The 16,672-nt window shown below is 33.2% G+C and carries 18 protein-coding genes; 10 read left to right on the top strand and 8 right to left on the bottom strand.

Translation table 11 applies throughout. The features are described from left to right. Position 1: 1 nt before the first annotated feature. Positions 2-1,201: a pseudouridine synthase gene (locus tag VRU49_RS01395; protein WP_330144979.1), complete on the bottom strand. Its 1,200-nt coding sequence runs from the start codon at positions 1,199-1,201 to the stop codon at positions 2-4. Between the two features lie 271 nt (positions 1,202-1,472). Between VRU49_RS01395 and VRU49_RS01390 the strand changes: the two genes are divergently transcribed. The 3 genes from VRU49_RS01390 (at position 1,473) to VRU49_RS01380 (ending at position 6,642) form a co-directional block, all read left to right on the top strand. After that, positions 1,473-2,180, top strand: a complete 708-nt coding sequence (locus VRU49_RS01390) for a lytic transglycosylase domain-containing protein (RefSeq protein WP_330144978.1) — start codon at positions 1,473-1,475, stop codon at positions 2,178-2,180. A 170-nt stretch (positions 2,181-2,350) separates the two neighbouring features. Further along, on the top strand, positions 2,351-5,194 hold the full coding sequence (uvrA, locus tag VRU49_RS01385; protein ID WP_330144977.1) for an excinuclease ABC subunit UvrA: 2,844 nt from the start codon (positions 2,351-2,353) through the stop codon (positions 5,192-5,194). A 32-nt stretch (positions 5,195-5,226) separates the two neighbouring features. Next, positions 5,227-6,642 carry an NAD(P)H-hydrate dehydratase gene (locus VRU49_RS01380; RefSeq protein WP_330144976.1) on the top strand — a complete coding sequence of 472 codons (1,416 nt, stop codon included), beginning with the start codon at positions 5,227-5,229 and terminating at the stop codon, positions 6,640-6,642. Here VRU49_RS01380 and lipA read toward each other — a convergent pair. Continuing rightward, a complete protein-coding gene (gene lipA / locus VRU49_RS01375; RefSeq protein ID WP_330144975.1) occupies positions 6,639-7,511 on the bottom strand; it encodes a lipoyl synthase in 873 nt (290 codons plus the stop codon). The two genes, VRU49_RS01380 and lipA, sit on opposite strands and share 4 nt — an antisense overlap. Before the next feature lie 109 nt (positions 7,512-7,620). Here lipA and VRU49_RS01370 point away from each other — a divergent pair, with 109 nt between their 5' ends. Further along, complete coding sequence (locus VRU49_RS01370) at positions 7,621-8,028, top strand: OsmC family protein (protein ID WP_330144974.1); 408 nt, start codon at positions 7,621-7,623, stop codon at positions 8,026-8,028. Here VRU49_RS01370 and ytxJ read toward each other — a convergent pair. The 3 genes from ytxJ to VRU49_RS01355 form a co-directional block, all read right to left on the bottom strand. Beyond that, a complete protein-coding gene (gene ytxJ / locus VRU49_RS01365) occupies positions 8,015-8,347 on the bottom strand; it encodes a bacillithiol system redox-active protein YtxJ (RefSeq protein WP_330144973.1) in 333 nt (110 codons plus the stop codon). The two genes, VRU49_RS01370 and ytxJ, sit on opposite strands and share 14 nt — an antisense overlap. A 5-nt stretch (positions 8,348-8,352) precedes the next feature. Next, positions 8,353-8,850, bottom strand: a complete 498-nt coding sequence (gene ribH / locus VRU49_RS01360) for a 6,7-dimethyl-8-ribityllumazine synthase (protein WP_330144972.1) — start codon at positions 8,848-8,850, stop codon at positions 8,353-8,355. Positions 8,851-8,935: 85 nt separating this feature from the next. After that, on the bottom strand, positions 8,936-9,604 hold the full coding sequence (locus VRU49_RS01355) for a tetratricopeptide repeat protein (protein WP_330144971.1): 669 nt from the start codon (positions 9,602-9,604) through the stop codon (positions 8,936-8,938). Between the two features lie 125 nt (positions 9,605-9,729). On the opposite strand from VRU49_RS01355, the gene recF reads away from it, so the two are divergent. Both recF and VRU49_RS01345 read left to right on the top strand, forming a co-directional pair. After that, positions 9,730-10,833 carry a DNA replication/repair protein RecF gene (recF, locus tag VRU49_RS01350; RefSeq protein ID WP_330144970.1) on the top strand — a complete coding sequence of 368 codons (1,104 nt, stop codon included), beginning with the start codon at positions 9,730-9,732 and terminating at the stop codon, positions 10,831-10,833. Next, positions 10,826-11,119, top strand: a complete 294-nt coding sequence (locus VRU49_RS01345) for a DciA family protein (RefSeq protein WP_330144969.1) — start codon at positions 10,826-10,828, stop codon at positions 11,117-11,119. Before recF ends, VRU49_RS01345 begins: the two co-directional genes overlap by 8 nt. A gap of 1 nt (position 11,120) precedes the next feature. On the opposite strand, the gene VRU49_RS01340 is transcribed toward VRU49_RS01345, so the two are convergent. The 3 genes from VRU49_RS01340 to VRU49_RS01330 all read right to left on the bottom strand — a co-directional run bounded on the left by VRU49_RS01340 (position 11,121) and on the right by VRU49_RS01330 (position 12,625). Continuing rightward, positions 11,121-11,294 carry a hypothetical protein gene (locus VRU49_RS01340; RefSeq protein ID WP_330144968.1) on the bottom strand — a complete coding sequence of 58 codons (174 nt, stop codon included), beginning with the start codon at positions 11,292-11,294 and terminating at the stop codon, positions 11,121-11,123. A 44-nt stretch (positions 11,295-11,338) separates the two neighbouring features. After that, on the bottom strand, positions 11,339-12,133 hold the full coding sequence (gene bamJ, locus VRU49_RS01335; RefSeq protein ID WP_330144967.1) for a BamJ family beta-barrel-assembly machinery protein: 795 nt from the start codon (positions 12,131-12,133) through the stop codon (positions 11,339-11,341). A 72-nt stretch (positions 12,134-12,205) separates the two neighbouring features. Further along, positions 12,206-12,625: a nucleoside-diphosphate kinase gene (locus VRU49_RS01330; RefSeq protein WP_330144966.1), complete on the bottom strand. Its 420-nt coding sequence runs from the start codon at positions 12,623-12,625 to the stop codon at positions 12,206-12,208. Between the two features lie 112 nt (positions 12,626-12,737). On the opposite strand from VRU49_RS01330, the gene VRU49_RS01325 reads away from it, so the two are divergent. From VRU49_RS01325 to VRU49_RS01310, 4 genes are all read left to right on the top strand, one after another. Then, positions 12,738-13,748: a DHH family phosphoesterase gene (locus VRU49_RS01325; RefSeq protein ID WP_330145869.1), complete on the top strand. Its 1,011-nt coding sequence runs from the start codon at positions 12,738-12,740 to the stop codon at positions 13,746-13,748. Positions 13,749-13,840: 92 nt separating this feature from the next. Next, positions 13,841-14,785: an FKBP-type peptidyl-prolyl cis-trans isomerase gene (locus VRU49_RS01320; RefSeq protein ID WP_330144965.1), complete on the top strand. Its 945-nt coding sequence runs from the start codon at positions 13,841-13,843 to the stop codon at positions 14,783-14,785. Positions 14,786-14,854: 69 nt separating this feature from the next. Then, positions 14,855-15,622, top strand: a complete 768-nt coding sequence (locus VRU49_RS01315; protein WP_330144964.1) for a TatD family hydrolase — start codon at positions 14,855-14,857, stop codon at positions 15,620-15,622. Beyond that, positions 15,619-16,641, top strand: coding sequence for an asparaginase (locus VRU49_RS01310; RefSeq protein WP_330144963.1), 1,023 nt, complete (start codon positions 15,619-15,621; stop codon positions 16,639-16,641). Before VRU49_RS01315 ends, VRU49_RS01310 begins: the two co-directional genes overlap by 4 nt. The last annotated feature ends 31 nt before the right edge of the window (positions 16,642-16,672 follow it).

The raw sequence follows: 16,672 nt of genomic DNA, 5'->3' as shown, positions 1-16,672 counted from the left end.
TCTATTTTATTAAATGTTTTATCTGAATTAATTCGTGCTCATCTAAGTAACGCCATCTGCCTCTAGGTAAATCTTTTTTAGTAAGATTTCCGTAAACTACCCTATCTAATTTTACCACTTCGTAACCTAAATGTTCGAAAATACGACGTACGATACGATTTTTACCGCTATGAATTTGGATGCCAATTTCTTTTTTGCTGCCACCAGTAACATAGGAAACGCTATCTGGCTTAATTAAACCGTCTTCTAACTCTAATCCAAATTGAATTTTATTTAGATCACCTTGAGATAAATTTCTATTTAATTCAACTTGATAAATTTTGGTGATACCATTTTTTGGATGCGATAATTTATCTGCAAGGTCGCCATCATTGGTCATCAACAACAATCCTGTAGTATTTCTATCTAGCCTTCCTACTGGATAAATTCTTTCTCTGCTTGCTTTTTCAACTAAATGCATTACCGTTTTTCTCTCTTGAGGATCTTCGGTAGTTGTAATATAGTCTTTAGGTTTATTTAGCAAGACATAAACTTTTTTCTCTCTTTTTAATAAAGCACCATTATACTTTATGATATCTTTAGCAGGATCTACTTTTAATCCTAATTCAGAAACCACTTCATTATTTACAGAGATAACACCAGCTTCGATTAGTTCGTCGGCCTTTCTTCTTGAACAAATTCCAGAATTAGCTATGTATCTATTTAACCTTACTTTACCATCATTGTTACTTGGCAGAACAGGGTTTTGAGGTTTTGAAGATTTGTAGTTCGTCGATTTGGTTTTATAAGAAGCAGATTCGGTTCTTTTACGAAATGGTCTAACATCTTTGCTCGTTGACGAAGATTGATCAGATTTCTTTACAAAAGCATCTTTTTTAATATAGCTTCTGCCTTTTGATTCTTTAAAACTATTTTCTTTTTCATTTGAAAAAGATTTTGATTTAAATGGACGTTCTCCGCCATCTTTAGAAAAAGGTTTTCTATCGGAGTAATTGCCTGATCTTGAATTATCTTTATTGAAACTTGGTTTTCCGGTTTCTTTATTAAACTTACCCGTTGGGCGTGAAGAAGTTTTTCTTGTATTTGAAGATTCAGATCTTGGTGAAAATGTTGAATCTTTCTTTTTATATGATTCAGAAGATTTTTTTTGGTCTTCCTTGGTGGACTTGTCGTCGCGACTTTTCCTTTTAAATTCTCTCATGTATAATGGGATTTAAGAATGCTTATTATGACCTGCAAATTTAAGTAAAATAACGCGTTATATAATATAATTATTACTTTAATATTTGATTAAAAATAAGAGGCTTATCCCAATTGAAAACGTTGACATTTGTGTTCGTTTTTGTAACTATTTGATAATCTGATGAGTAATTTGTATCTTTGTCGCCGTTTTAAAATTGTTAACCAAAAAAAGGAGGAAGATGATCAAGAAACACATAATAACATGTACGGTAATTTTAGGATTACTAGTTATGGCAAAAGTGTTTGCTTACAACTTACCAAAAGCAGAAAAAGATAACGTTAATACCACCCCAATAACACTTAAAAAGCCTTTAGAGGTAGCTCCAAAATCATTAATGGAGCGATTAAATTTCGCCAATGTTTCACTCCCATTAGGAGACTTGAAAGTTGAGAAAAAAATGAAAAAAATATTAGCTGAGCATTCGCATAAGAAGATTCAGTCTGATAAACTTCATAAGTTAGCAGATAAATGGTTTCCTACTATTGAGCCAATTTTAGCTAAATATGGAATTCCTGATGATTTCAAATACGTTCCATTAGTAGAATCCGGAATAAAAGGAGGCGTTTCTCCTAAAGGAGCTGCTGGATTTTGGCAGTTTATGCCGGCTACAGCAAGAATGTATGGATTAAAGGTAAATGGTAAGGTAGACGAAAGATACGATCTACATAAATCAACAGTTGCAGCCAGTAAATATTTGCGCGATTTACATAACATATTTGGAAATTGGGCTTTGGCAGCAGCAGCATATAATTTAGGCGACGTAAAACTAAGACGTCAGATTTATGCTCAAAAAGAAGATAATTATTTCAAAATGAAATTGAATAAAGAAACAGGAGGATATGTTTATAAATTAATTTCAATGAAAGAAATAATTGATAGGCCTGCAAGTTATGGATATATTAATTCGTCTGTAGCTTCTAGCACGCATATTGAATAAAAACACACAAAAGGGAAACGTTATTTAGGAGCTCAAACTTGAGCTCCTTTTTTATTGTATTTTAAATCTAAAAATCAATCTATTATTGATAAAATGTCTTCTTTTTTTAGCAATTTTGTTTATTCAGCGTTTTCATAAACATTAAGTTGTAAATGCTGTAATTCTATACTATGAGCAATAAAACTATTGATCTTGGGGAACAAAAAGACGTAGAAGTTTATGGCGCCCGAGTACATAATCTAAAAAATATTGATGTTTCTTTTCCTAGAAATAAGCTGGTTGTTATAACGGGTTTAAGCGGGAGTGGTAAATCGTCGCTCGCATTTGATACCATTTATGCTGAAGGGCAAAGACGCTATATGGAAACCTTTAGTGCTTATAGCCGACAGTTTATGGGCGGTATGGAGCGCCCAGACGTGGATAAAGTTTCCGGGTTAAGTCCTGTTATTGCTATTGAACAAAAAACAACTAGTAAAAATCCAAGATCAACAGTTGGTACGATTACCGAAATTTATGACTTTCTGAGATTGCTTTATGCGCGTATAGGAGAAGCATTTTCCTACAATACGGGTGAGCGTATGGAGCGAATGAGTGAAGATCAAATTTTGAATAATATTTTTCAAAAATTTGATGGCAAAGCCATTAATATTTTGGCTCCAGTGGTTAAAGGAAGAAAAGGTCATTACAGAGAATTGTTTGAACAAATTAGGAAACAAGGCTATGTAAAGGTTCGTGTTGATGGCGAAATAAAAGATCTGACACCTAAAATGCAGGTAGATCGTTATAAGATTCATGATATCGAAATTGTAATTGATAGATTGTTGGTAGAAAAAACCGAACAAAAACGCTTAAGAAGTTCGGTAGAAACCGCAATGAAAGTAGGTAAGGGGGTGATTAAAATTACAGATAAGGAGAATATTGTAGCTCATTTCAGTAAATTTTTAATGTGTCCAACTACCGGAATTAGTTATGATGAGCCTCAACCTAATAGTTTTTCATTTAACTCACCATACGGGGCTTGTGAAGAATGCGATGGATTGGGATATATTTTCGTAGTCGATAAAGATTCTGTAATACCTAATCCAAAGCTGAGCATTTTAAATGGAGGTTTGGCTCCTTTGGGAGAGTATAGAGATACTTGGGTTTTTCAGGTATTAAGAGCTTTAGCTAAGAAGCATAATTTTTCTTTATCTACACCCATCGAAAAATTAGGAGATGAGATAGTTGATATGATACTTAATGGCTCTCCTGATTTGCTTTCTGTAGCGGTAGAGTATAATAAATGGAATGTTCAAAATTATTCCATAAATTTTGATGGTATCATTAAAATTATTGAAGAACAGCAGGAGCGCAGAAGTGGGCAAGGAGCCGAAGACTTAGAAGCATATAGAAGACTTAAAACTTGTCCAGCATGTAATGGCGCGCGATTAAAAAAGGAAAGTTTGCATTTTTATATAGATGGCAAAAACATTTTTGAATTGGTATCCTTAGATATTAATGAATTGTTAAAATGGTTTACCGATTTAGAAAGCCGACTTACTGACAAACAAAATGTTATTGCAAGGGAGGTTTTAAAGGAAATTCGTGCACGTTTAGGCTTTTTAGTGGATGTAGGACTTACTTATTTATCATTAGATAGAACCACCAGAACATTGTCGGGGGGAGAAGCCCAACGCATTAGACTAGCTACACAAATAGGTTCTCAATTAATGAACGTAATGTACATTTTAGATGAGCCTAGTATCGGTTTGCATCAACGAGATAATGATCGTTTAATACATGCATTAAAAAATTTAAGAGATTTAGGGAATACCGTTTTAGTTGTGGAACATGATAAAGACATGATTCTGGAGGCAGATCATGTGATAGATATGGGGCCAGCTGCGGGTGTTCATGGGGGAGAAATTGTAGCACAGGGTACACCTCAGCAAATTTTAAAAAGTAATTCTATTACTGCAAAATACTTAAATGGAAAATTGGAAATTGCAGTACCAAAAAAGAGAAGACCAGGAAATGGGCAAAAACTTTCTCTAATTAAGGCTACAGGTCATAATTTAAAGCAGGTTTCTGTAGATTTTCCTTTAGGAAAATTTATTGCAGTTACAGGAGTTTCTGGAAGTGGAAAGTCGAGTTTAATAACAGAAACTTTATACCCAATATTAAATCATCATTTCTTTAGGTCAAAGAAACAACCATTGCCTTATGAAAAGATTAGTGGATTAAAAGAAATAGATAAGGTAATAGAGATAGATCAGGCTCCAATTGGAAGAACGCCTAGATCAAATCCATCAACTTATACGGGAGTATTTTCTGATATAAGGAATTTATTTGTACAACTTCCCGAAGCAAAAATTAGAGGATATAAACCGGGAAGATTTTCATTTAATGTAAAAGGAGGGCGATGTGAAACTTGTCAGGGTGCAGGAATGAAATTAATTGAAATGAATTTTCTCCCTGATGTTCAAGTTCCATGTGAAGAATGTGGGGGAAGAAGATACAATAGAGAGACCTTGGAAGTTCGTTATAGAGGAAAGTCTATTAGCGATGTTTTAGATATGAGTATCGAAGAAGCTTGCTTATTTTTTGATCAAATACCTTCTATTCATCGAAAAATTAAAACCTTAAGTGATGTTGGGTTGGGTTATATTAGACTCGGACAATCGTCTGTAACTTTAAGTGGTGGAGAAGCCCAAAGAGTAAAATTGGCCACAGAATTGAGTAAAAAGGATACTGGTAAAACTTTTTATATATTAGATGAGCCAACTACTGGATTGCATTTCGAAGATATAAATGTTTTGCTTGGCGTTTTAAATGAACTGGTAGATAAAGGGAACACCGTATTAGTTATAGAGCATAATTTGGATGTAGTAAAAGTTGCCGACTGGGTTATAGATTTAGGGGAAGAAGGAGGCGCAGGAGGCGGAAGAATTTTATTTGAAGGAACGCCCGAAGGTTTAATTCAAAATCCAATTAGTTTGACCGGTAAATTTTTAAAAAAGGAAATGAATTCCTGAGAATAGCTCGTAAATTAATCAATAGGTAAAACATGCAAAATTTATCTGATTTAAACCAGGTTCAATATTTAGCAAAAGCCAAGGCTTCTAAGTATTTAGATGCATATATTGATGAATTTATAGAAGCATTTATTCCCTCGATCGATAAAGCTGAAATAGGAGTTTTAATTGGAAATAGTTTTAAAGGAACAGTTGGATTAAAAATAGCTAATAGACTTAAAAAATTAAGTTTTACTGTTAGTACTTATTATGTGTTTAATGAGGAAACTGACGATGCATCTTTTATAAAAGTTCCAAATTCTGCCTGGTTATCCATAGAAAATATAAAGGGAATTAAAGAAACTGTACTAATAGACGCCATTAATTTTTCAGATAACACGCTGAATAATGATTACGCAACAAATATTTATCGGGCTATAAACTCCTTAAATGCAAAAATTTACGCCATTGATTATCCATCAGGATTCCCCACAGAAGGTGCAATTAAATCTGAATTGGAAGCGATAAAATGTATAACCTCATTTACTTGTTTTGCTCCAAAAATTAATTTTTTCTTCCCAGAAAGTGCATTTTTTATAAATGACTTCCAAGTACTTTTACCCAATCATAAGCTTAGTTTACAGAACAATTGGCAACTTTCTTCAGAAAATTTAATCTCAAGAATATTAAAGCCAAGATCTAAATTTTCTCATAAAGGTAGCTACGGCCATACTTTAATTATTGGAGGCTCAACATATACCATGGGTGCTGCTTTACTTTCTTGTTCAGGAAGTTTGTATAGCGGAGCGGGTTTAACTACTGCATGCATTCCTGAATCGGGTTTAACGGCATTAAACACAGCTTTGCCAGAGGTGATGTATCTTTCGAGAAGTGATTTGGGAAAAGATTTAAGTAAATACTCAGCCATAGCATTTGGTTGCGGAATAGGGGTTTCAGATGAAGTGGTGTCTTGGTTAAATTTTGCAATCGAACAACCTTTAATTATAGATGCTGATGGTATAAATGTTTTATCGGCCCATAAAAGCTTTTTAAATAAACTAAAGCCAGGAAGTATCATAACGCCGCATATTAAAGAATTTGATAGATTATTTGGCGAACATAATAATTGGTGGGAAAGAATAGAAACCGCAACTAAAAAGGCCAAAGAACTTCAGGTATTTATAGTTTTAAAAAACCAATATTCATTTATTATTACACCATCTGATGTTGTTTATATAAATCAAAGTGGTAATCCTGCTATGTCTAGCGGTGGAATGGGAGATGTATTAACAGGAATAATTACAGGACTTTTGGCGCAAGGATATTCAGCAGAAGAAGCTTGTATAATAGGTTGTTTTATTCATGGTAAGGCTGCCGATGAATTATCTAAAACACAAAACAACGTTATTGCATCGGCTGTTGCCAAAGAAATTCCGAAAGTGATAAAAAACTTAATGAAGGGAAATTAAAACAAATGTTTTTCGGCATGGTAAGAAGATCTTACCAAGGGTCCACTTTCTACGTATTTAAGTCCTTTAGCTAAACCAAGTTCTTTATATTTTGCAAATTGATCTGGATGAATCCAGTCGACCACAGGGTGATGATTTTTAGTAGGTTGCAAATATTGGCCTAATGTAAGGATATGTACGCCATTTTCTACTAAATCGTCCATTGCTTCTAAAACATCAGCCTCAGTTTCTCCTAAGCCTAGCATGATTCCTGTTTTAGTGCGTAATCCTTCCTTACTAATTCTATTTAAGCATTCTAAACTTCTATCGTATTTAGCTTGGATTCTTACCTGACGAGTTAATCTTTTTACGGTCTCCATGTTATGACTTACTACCTCTGGTCGCTCTGCCAAAACGCGATATAAATTATCCCATTGACCTTTGAAGTCTGGAATTAATGTTTCTAAAGTAGTTGTAGGGCTTTCGCGACGAATGGCTTGTAAAGTTTCGGCCCAGATAATAGAACCGCCATCTTTTAAATCATCTCTATCAACAGAAGTTATAACACAGTGTTTTACTTGCATTAATTTTACTGAATTGGCAACTCGGTTGGGTTCATCAGTATCCACAGCAAGTGGTCGGCCTGTCGCAACTGCACAAAAAGAACAAGAACGCGTGCATATATTTCCCAGAATCATAAATGTTGCAGTTCCTGCACCCCAGCATTCGCCCATATTCGGACAATTCCCACTTTCACAAATGGTATGCAACTTATGAGTATCTACTAAATTTCTAACTTGCGCATACTCTTTACCTACTGGTAATTTTACGCGTAGCCAATCTGGTTTTCTTTTTACTTCTTGTTCTGTTACAACAGGCAGTGATATCATAATACAAAGGTAAGTAAAGTCAATTAAGTTTGGGACTACTTCAATAAGTTTTACAAAATTTGGGCATATTATGATAAATCAAGTACCTTTAAACTTTAAAAATACATTAATGGCTACTTCAATTATAACCTATAACGGTGGTTTAAGAACTACCTCAGAACATTTATCATCAGGCACAAAAATTATTACCGATGCACCAGTAGATAACAAAGGTCAGGGCGCATCTTTTTCGCCTACTGATTTATTGGCTACAAGTTTAGGGAATTGCATGCTTACCATTGCAGGGATTGCAGCAAACGAGCATGGTTTTAATATTGATGGAGCAACTTGTGAAATTACAAAAGTCATGGGAACAGATCCTAGGAGAGTAACGGCGATAAAAGTTGCTTTAACTTTTCCGTCAGAAAACTATACTGAAAAGCAAAAATTGATTATTGAAAGATCAATAAAAACTTGTCCGGTTATGTATAGCATACATCCAGACATAGATGTTCAGGATACCATTAAATTTTTATAGAATCTGCAATTTCTTCAGCTGAAATATCACTATGTGATAAATCTAGTATACATTCTCCATTATAGATTAATAAAGCTTGAGGAGATTCATGATAAACATTGAAATCTTCTGCGATTGAATTAGATATTTCTCTATAATTTAAAAGATCTAAGAAATACAGAGGCGTAGTAGGAGGTATTACTTCCCAATTGCTTTCGAAACCTCTTTTAGCCATTAAGCTAATAGAGCATCTTGTGCTATGTTTAAAAATAACTGAATAACCAGTAGAATTTTTTATGCTATCTACTTGTTCTTGTGAAGTTAAATTAATCCAATTCATTTTAATTATTTGGGAAGATTTGCCGATAAATGAGCCATTTTTAATGCTGTAATAGCAGCTTCATCACCTTTATTACCGTGTTTTCCACCTGCTCTTGCCAGCGCTTGTTCTTGGTTGTCTGTAGTTAAAACACCAAAAACAATAGTTTTGTTATGTTTTAAACCAACATTAGCTAATCCGTTTGCTACGGCATTACAAATAAAATCAAAATGTCTAGTTTCTCCTTGGATTACACAGCCTAAGCAAATAACTGCATCAATTGTAGCATTATTCGATAAAACTATATCTGCTGCTGCAGTTAATTCATAACTGCCTGGAACCGGATAGCTTAATATATTTTGTTCCTTAACACCATGTTTTATAAGTGTATCAAATGCACCTTTATAGAGTTTTCCAGTAATTTCAGCATTCCATTCTGCAACAACAATTGCGAATTTAAAATCGCCACCATTAGGGATAGTTGTATGAGAAAAATCGGATAAATTTTTTAATGAGCTAGACATGTGGGCAAATATAAGTATGTGAATTAAGAATGAAGGTCATAATAGATTAAAAAAAAAAGGTGTCTAAAACTTAGACACCTTTTTTTTAGTTCTTTTTAGCTTGAACCCTTCCTATATAAGAGTCAATTAAACTCCCTTCTTGACTGTCAGGGAATTCATTTTTAATTTTAAGATAAGCATCTTCAGCAGATTTAAAATCTTCTGAAGCTTCGTAAACTAAACCTAATTTTTTAAGGAACATAGGTGTAGTAAACTTATTAGTTGATTTCTCAGCAGCTTTTTTGTAATAAGTAGCAGCTTGTTTATAATCTTTTAATTCAGAATAAGCATCACCTAACATACCTAAAGCAAGTGGATCTGCAACTGGACTTCCAGTAGCAGTGTATTTACCTAACGCTTCGGTTGCTTTTTTATACTCGCCTTTACGTAAATAAATACCACCTAAATATAAGTTAGCTAAGTTTGCTGATTTAGTATTGTCATATTCTTCAGCAATTTGCTCTAACCCAGCATAACCACCTTCGCCTTTTATAGCTTTGTTGGCTAATGAATCAATACCAATATATTGCTCAGATCTAAACATTAAAGATGCGGCTTCATCGGCACGATTTTTAAGATATACATTCTGATACCATAAATAAATGGCAATTAGAACAATAACAGCACCTGCAATAAATAACAGGCTCTTTGTGTTTTCTACTAAAAAAGATCCTTTTTTAATAGGCTGATTAACTTCGTTTTCTTTTACAGACATTTTTAATTCAGGAATTAAGAGGTGCAAAAATACAATTTTCAAGTTAAGTATCAACTCTCTACAAGGTATTTAATTAAAATTAAACCTTTTAGCCTTATAAAAACTTAACTTTGGATTTGAAAATTATGTGGTTAAAGCAATTATCCCTTTTAAATTTTAAGAATTATTCAGATGCAGAAATTAGCTTTTCTGACACTGTAAATGCGTTTGTTGGGCTAAATGGGTCTGGGAAAACCAATTTATTAGATGCCATCCATTACCTATGCTTGTGCAAAAGTTATTTTAATCCGATAGATATTCAACAAATAAAAATTGGTGAAGATATTTTTTTAATTCAAGGAAATTTTGAAAAAAATAACCAGTTAGAACAGATTTCGTGTGGACTAAAACGAAATCAGAAAAAACAATTCAAAAGAAATAAAAAAGAATACGAAAAATTAGCTGATCATATCGGACAGTTTCCTTTAGTGATGATTTCGCCTTATGATATAAATTTAGTGATGGACGGAAGTGAAGATAGGCGGAAATTTATGGATAGCGTTATTTCTCAAACCAACCCTAATTATTTGGATACGTTAATTACTTATAATAAACATTTAAGTAATAGGAATGCTTTTTTAAAAAAAATTAGCGAATCACGCCATTTAGACTTGGATTTGTTGGAGATTTATAATGATCAGTTGGTTGAATCTGGCTTAAAGATATTTGAAGTTAGAAAAGCTTTTATGCTCGAATTTATTCCATTATTTAATCAGTATTATACTTATTTAAGTGGTGAGCAGGAATTGGTCGACTTAAAATTTCAATCTCAGCTATTTGAAGCAGATTTTAGTAGTCAGTTGGTTCAGTCGTTAAGTAAGGATAGAGCGTTAGAACGCACCACAGTAGGGATTCATAAGGATGAATTAAACTTTACAATACATGGTATGTCTTTAAAAAAATTTGGATCTCAGGGGCAACAAAAATCTTTTTTAATAGCATTGAAATTAGCTCAGTATAAATATTTTGTTGAAAAGAAAGGATTTAAACCATTATTGTTATTAGACGATATATTTGATAAGTTAGATGATTTAAGAATCGAAAAACTTATGTCGATGGTTTCGCATCATGACTTTGGCCAAATATTTATTACGGATACGTCCATGGATAGGATAAAAGCAATTTTTGATAAGATAAAAGTGGATATTAAAATATTTGTTGTAGAGAAGGGGGAAGTAAGTTATGCGTAAACCCAATGATACAACATTGAAGGAAGCTATTCAAAAAATGTTAAAAACATATAAGCTAACTTCTAAACTAGAAGAAACAACGATATTAAATGCGTGGCCAGAATTAATGGGAACAGCAGTAGCTAATAGAACCACACAAATTTATATTCACCAAAAGAAATTATTCATTAGAATTGAATCTTCGGTAATTAAAAATGAGTTGATGTTAGTAAAAACTGGAATATTGGAAAAATTAAATGAGCGAGCTGGTGGTGGCGAAGTAATTAAAGAAATAGTATTTCTTTAGGTTAACCCCTTCCTCCAAATAACTTACCTATAATCCAAATAATCACTGCCAGAACAATTACTACTATAATAATTCCTGACCAAACGCCTGCTTTAAAAATGCCTTCTACAACTGAGCAACTCGAAAGAGTTGTAATAAAAAGCAATAAAGTTGCTAAAGAATAATATTTTTTCATGGTTCAATATTTTATTCTTTAACAACTTTAAGTCGTAGATGGTTTTAATTTTGTGGTTTCGAAACCTTTATTAATTCTATTTCGAAAATTAAAGTACTATAAGGAGGGATATCTTCTCCAGCACCTCTTTCACCATACCCTAAATCGGCAGGGATCCAAACTCTATAAATTGCACCTTCATTCATCAACATTACAGACTCGCTCCATCCTGGTATAACCTTGTTTAATGGGAAAGTTGCAGGTTGTTGTCTTTCGTAAGAACTATCAAACTCTCTTCCATCAAGTAAAGAGCCTTTATAATGTACTGTAACAGTATCAATAAGCGTAGGTTTTGATCCATTTCCTTCCTTAATAATTTGATATTGGATGCCACTTTCTGTTGATTTTACTCCTTCTTGCGTTTTATTTTGTTCAAAAAACTTTTGGTTTTCAGCAATAATTGAAGCAAATTTTTCTTTTGATAAGGCTTCAAAAACGGTTTTAATTGCAGATTGGATTTGTTCAGAAGTGAATTTTAATTCAGAATCCTTAAATGAATCAATAATCCCTTGATTTACAAGTTCAAAATTCAGTGTTTTTACGCCCGACATCTTTAGATTTCCCCCTAAAGAAACACCAAAACCATAACTTGCTGTATCTACAACGGTGAGCGGTTGTTTCACAATTGGGGCAGGGGTAGTTTTTACAGCAGTTTTTGGGGCTGTTGTAGTGGTTTTAGTTGGAGTAGATTTAATTGGCGAAGCTTTGGTAGGTGTAGTTTTCGCTGGTGTAGTTTTATTTTGAGCTATGGCGATAAAACTTAAGCCAGATAAAATAATAACAGAAAATATTTTTTTCATAATAGGTTTAGGTAAAAAAAATGAGCACTAATATACAGTGCTCATTTTATATATTTTAATGGTAAGAATCAATTAGAAACGCTCATCAGCAGAAAAGAAGAAGTTTCCTTCAATTTCAGCATTTTCATCTGAGTCAGATCCGTGAATAGCATTAGCATCAATAGATTTTGCATATTTATTACGGATAGTTCCTTCTGCAGCTTCTGCAGGATTAGTAGAACCGATTAATTTTCTGAATTCTTCAATTGCATTATCTTTTTCTAAAATAGCAGCTACAATTGGACCTGAAGACATGAAAGAAACTAAATCTTTGTAAAAAGGACGCTCTTTATGAACTTCATAGAATTTTCCAGCTGATTCTTCAGAAAGCTTAGTGTATTTAAGTGCAATTACTTTAAATCCAGCTGAGATAATATCATTTAAGATCGCACCCATATGACCATTCGCAACTGCATCAGGTTTGATCATGGTAAATGTTCTGTTTGTTGTCATTGTATTTTTATTTTAAATTTTTTGCAAAATTACGGTAATTCCTTGTAATTAGGAAGTAAGCTTATTAAAAAGCTTAATAATTATGCAAAATTATGTAGCTTTACCAACTTATATGTTAACAATTACCGAATTAAAACAACTATTATCAGCACCAAAAAAGATAGTCATTACAACCCATCATAAACCAGATGGCGATGCAATGGGATCTTCGTTAGGGCTGTACGCTTACCTAATTCAATTAGGTCACCATGTAAAAGTTATAACGCCAACAGATTACCCTGAGTTTTTACATTGGATGCCTTATAATTCTGAGGTATTGGTATTTACTGAACATTTACAAGAATCGGCTAAATTAGTAGAAGAAGCGGATTTAATATTTTGCTTAGATTTTAATTCTTTGAGCAGAATTAATGAATTGGGTGAATTAGTTGGAAAATCATCTGGTTATAAAATAATGATTGATCATCATTTAGATCCACAGGATTTTGATGATTTCAGGCATTGGAGTATAAATGCCTGTGCGGCAGCACAATTGGTTTATGATTTTATAGTAAACGAATTGAATGGAGCTGAGTATATAGATAAATACGTGGCAACTTGTTTATATACTGGGATAATGACAGATTCGGGATCTTTTAGATTTCCAAGTGCAACATCGGAAGTTTATAGAATTGCTGCTGATTTAATTGATTTAGGAGCAGAGCATTGGCGAATTCATCAATTGGTTTATGATAATGCATCTGAAAACCGATTGAGATTTTTGGGACACTGTTTATCGAATAAATTAACTGTAATCAGAGCTTATAATACGGCAATTATAACAGTTACTAAGGAGGAGTTAAATCAATTTCAAATTGTTACCGGAGAAACAGAAGGCATAGTAAATTATGCTTTGTCTATAAATGGTATTAAGCTAGCAGCTTTTATTGTAGAGCGACCAGATCGTGTTAAATTATCTTTGAGATCGATGGGTGATTTTCCTGCCAACGAAATTTGTTCAAAGTATTTTAATGGTGGAGGTCATCGTAATGCTGCGGGAGGTTCATCGGATGGTACATTATTAGAAGTAGTAGAAAAATTCAAACAAATATTACCTGAATATAAATCTCAATTATTAATGTAATTTTATACCTTAGTTGGCTAAAAAAATTGTATTACAATTGTATTTTAAGAAAAGTAAATTCAACTTAACAAATTAATAAAACTAAATAAAAAATGAAAAAAGGCTTATTGCTAATTCTTGTAGCGTCTTTAGGGCTAGCTGCATGTAATAATTTTGAAAAAGCGCCCGCTGGAACTTTGTACAAAATCCACAAAAGTGGTGGAAAAGAAAAAATTAAAGTAGGAGATTTTGTGAAGTTTTCAATGGTGCAAACTACTGATTACGATTCATTAATGTATAGTTCTTACGATTCGGAACAGCCAATTGTTTTCCAAACTCAAGAGAAACTTTATGCAGGAGATATGTACGATATTTTAACCTATTTTGGAGAAGGAGATAGTGTTACTTTTAAAGTTGATTTAGACTCAATGGCTAAATACACCAAACAACCTCGTCAACCAGAAATTAAAGGAAAATATTTCATTTTTAACGTTAAAGTAGAAAAAGTACTTTCAAAACAAGCAAATGAGGCAGATTCTACTTTTGCACAAAGAGCAAGCGAATTCTTCCAAAAAGATTATATGGCTGCAATGGAAGCTAAAAAGAATCAAGAAGGCGCAAAAATTAAATCTTTTGTTGAAGAGAATAAATTAAAAACAACTACTAGCGCATCAGGATTACAATATGTAATTGAAAATGCAGGTGCAGCAGAAAAACCAGCAATGGGCGATACAGTTTATGTGAACTATACTGGTAGAGTAACGAAGAAAGTTAAAATGGACATATTTGATACTACAGATATTAAATTAGCTAATTCAGGTAGAAATATGCAACCATTCCAACCGGCAGCACCTTATGGACCTCGTCCATTAGTAATTGGAGAAATAATAGAAGGATTAAATGAAGGTTTAATGTTATTAGGTAAAGGAGCTAAGGCTAAATTTATCATTCCTTCATCTTTAGCTTACGGTGATCAAGGAGCAAGACCATATATTGCTCCATATACTCCATTGGTATTTGAAATTGAAGTAACAGATATCAAAAAGAAAGTAAATTAAAAAAATATAAAATATAAGTAAAAAAACCCTGCTGTATTATTCAGCAGGGTTTTTTTGTTAACTTTGATTATGGTTCTAACAGATACCCACACACATATTTATTACGAAGAAAACGCGGTTGAATTGGAAAATAAAATGAATCGATGTTTTGCGGAAAAAGTTGATCGGTTATTTCTTCCTAATGTGGATCTTTCATCTTTAACAAAAATTAAGCAATTAGTTCAAAATTATCCGTCAAACTGCTTTGCGATGAATGGGTTACATCCTTGTGATGTTAAAGAAGATTATTTGGAAGTGCTTAATCAACTTAAGTCTATTGAATTAGGAGTGCCAATTTATGCCATTGGTGAAATTGGGATTGATTTATACTGGGATAAATCAACTTTAGCATTCCAAAAACATGCTTTTAAGCTTCAGATAGATTGGGCTATTGAACTAGATTTGCCGATTGTAATTCATTGTAGAGAGGCATTTGATGAAGTTTTTGATGTGTTAGAAGAAAAAAAACAACCTAAATTGCGTGGTATTTTTCATTGCTTTACTGGCACAATAGAACAAGCTCAAAAGGCTATAGATTTGGGGTTTTATTTAGGAATAGGAGGGGTAGTTACCTATAAAAAAGCCAATTTAGATTTAGTATTGGAAGCGGTAGATTTGAAACATATTGTATTGGAAACCGATTCACCATATCTTGCACCTGTACCTCGTAGAGGAAAGCCTAATGAAAGTAGTTATTTAATTCATATTGCGAATAAAGTAGCAGAAATTTATAACTTGCCTGTAGAAGAGATTGCAAAAATTACAACCGAAAATTCGATAAAAATATTTAAGATATGACCCGCATCCTCATAATTTATACGGGCGGAACTATAGGTATGGTACACGACCAAAAAACGGGTGTATTGGTGCCTTTTGATTTCACTCAAATCAGTCAAAATGTGCCTGAGCTGAAAAGATTGAATTATCTAATAGATGTTCATTCTTTCAGTCCGGTAATAGATTCATCTGATATGAGTCCTGAAATTTGGATTGAGCTAGCAAAAATCATTGAAAAAAATTATGGGGAATATGATGGGTTTGTGATTTTGCATGGTTCAGACACTATGGCGTTTACGGCCTCTGCATTGAGCTTTATGTTGCAAGGCTTAGCTAAACCAGTTATATTAACAGGTTCTCAATTACCTATCGGAGAAATTAGAACAGATGCCAAAGAAAATTTAATTACGGCATTAGAAATTGCAGCCTCTAAAAAAGAAAATGGGCATGCACGTGTTCCTGAAGTGGCTATTTATTTCGACTATCAGTTGTTTAGAGGTAATAGAGCTATCAAATATGATTCTGAAAAATTTGAAGCATTTCAATCGCCCAATTATCCTATGCTAGCCGAAGCGGGTGTAAATTTAGAATTTTATGAAAATTATATCTTACCCATAAAAGAAGAACCATTTTCTATTAGAACTTCTTTTAATTCTAACATCGGTGTATTGAAGATGTATCCTGGGATTTCTAAATCGGCTGTAGAAGCCTTAACACTTTCGAATGTTGATGCGCTTATAATTGAAACCTTTGGCGCAGGAAATACACCAACAGCACCTTGGTTTTTAGCTTGTTTAAAGGAAGCCGTTGATTCTGGAAAAATTGTAATTGATATATCGCAATGTAATAGTGGGACAGTTGCATTAGGGAAGTATGAAACAAGCAAGGGGTTGAAGGATTTAGGTATTTTGAGCGGTTTTGACATGACATTTGAAGCTACAGTTACCAAATTGATGTTTTTATTGGGTAATGGGTATTCGAAACAAGAAGTGGCAAAACTAATGGAGACCAATATAAAAGGCGAACTAAGCAAAACGTAATACGTTTGTAAATTAAGCTTGGGGACTTAAG

The sequence above is a fragment of the Pedobacter flavus genome, assembly GCF_036324285.1.
Classification (GTDB): domain Bacteria; phylum Bacteroidota; class Bacteroidia; order Sphingobacteriales; family Sphingobacteriaceae; genus Pedobacter; species Pedobacter flavus.
This window is presented reverse-complemented; position numbering and strand designations above follow the sequence as displayed.

Bases quoted from the DNA above. Each gene is read 5' to 3' on its own strand.
- VRU49_RS01370 (WP_330144974.1), top strand. From the start codon at position 7,621: ATGGCTACTTCAATTATAACCTATAACGGTGGTTTAAGAACTACCTCA.
- VRU49_RS01380 (WP_330144976.1), top strand. From the start codon at position 5,227: ATGCAAAATTTATCTGATTTAAACCAGGTTCAATATTTAGCAAAAGCC.
- VRU49_RS01320 (WP_330144965.1), top strand. From the start codon at position 13,841: ATGAAAAAAGGCTTATTGCTAATTCTTGTAGCGTCTTTAGGGCTAGCT.
- VRU49_RS01395 (WP_330144979.1), bottom strand. From the start codon at position 1,201: ATGAGAGAATTTAAAAGGAAAAGTCGCGACGACAAGTCCACCAAGGAA.
- VRU49_RS01355 (WP_330144971.1), bottom strand. From the start codon at position 9,604: ATGTCTGTAAAAGAAAACGAAGTTAATCAGCCTATTAAAAAAGGATCT.
- VRU49_RS01345 (WP_330144969.1), top strand. From the start codon at position 10,826: ATGCGTAAACCCAATGATACAACATTGAAGGAAGCTATTCAAAAAATG.
- lipA (WP_330144975.1), bottom strand. From the start codon at position 7,511: ATGATATCACTGCCTGTTGTAACAGAACAAGAAGTAAAAAGAAAACCA.
- VRU49_RS01310 (WP_330144963.1), top strand. From the start codon at position 15,619: ATGACCCGCATCCTCATAATTTATACGGGCGGAACTATAGGTATGGTA.
- bamJ (WP_330144967.1), bottom strand. From the start codon at position 12,133: ATGAAAAAAATATTTTCTGTTATTATTTTATCTGGCTTAAGTTTTATC.
- VRU49_RS01330 (WP_330144966.1), bottom strand. From the start codon at position 12,625: ATGACAACAAACAGAACATTTACCATGATCAAACCTGATGCAGTTGCG.
- VRU49_RS01315 (WP_330144964.1), top strand. From the start codon at position 14,855: ATGGTTCTAACAGATACCCACACACATATTTATTACGAAGAAAACGCG.
- VRU49_RS01325 (WP_330145869.1), top strand. From the start codon at position 12,738: ATGTTAACAATTACCGAATTAAAACAACTATTATCAGCACCAAAAAAG.
- ribH (WP_330144972.1), bottom strand. From the start codon at position 8,850: ATGTCTAGCTCATTAAAAAATTTATCCGATTTTTCTCATACAACTATC.
- recF (WP_330144970.1), top strand. From the start codon at position 9,730: ATGTGGTTAAAGCAATTATCCCTTTTAAATTTTAAGAATTATTCAGAT.
- VRU49_RS01340 (WP_330144968.1), bottom strand. From the start codon at position 11,294: ATGAAAAAATATTATTCTTTAGCAACTTTATTGCTTTTTATTACAACT.
- uvrA (WP_330144977.1), top strand. From the start codon at position 2,351: ATGAGCAATAAAACTATTGATCTTGGGGAACAAAAAGACGTAGAAGTT.
- ytxJ (WP_330144973.1), bottom strand. From the start codon at position 8,347: ATGAATTGGATTAATTTAACTTCACAAGAACAAGTAGATAGCATAAAA.
- VRU49_RS01390 (WP_330144978.1), top strand. From the start codon at position 1,473: ATGGCAAAAGTGTTTGCTTACAACTTACCAAAAGCAGAAAAAGATAAC.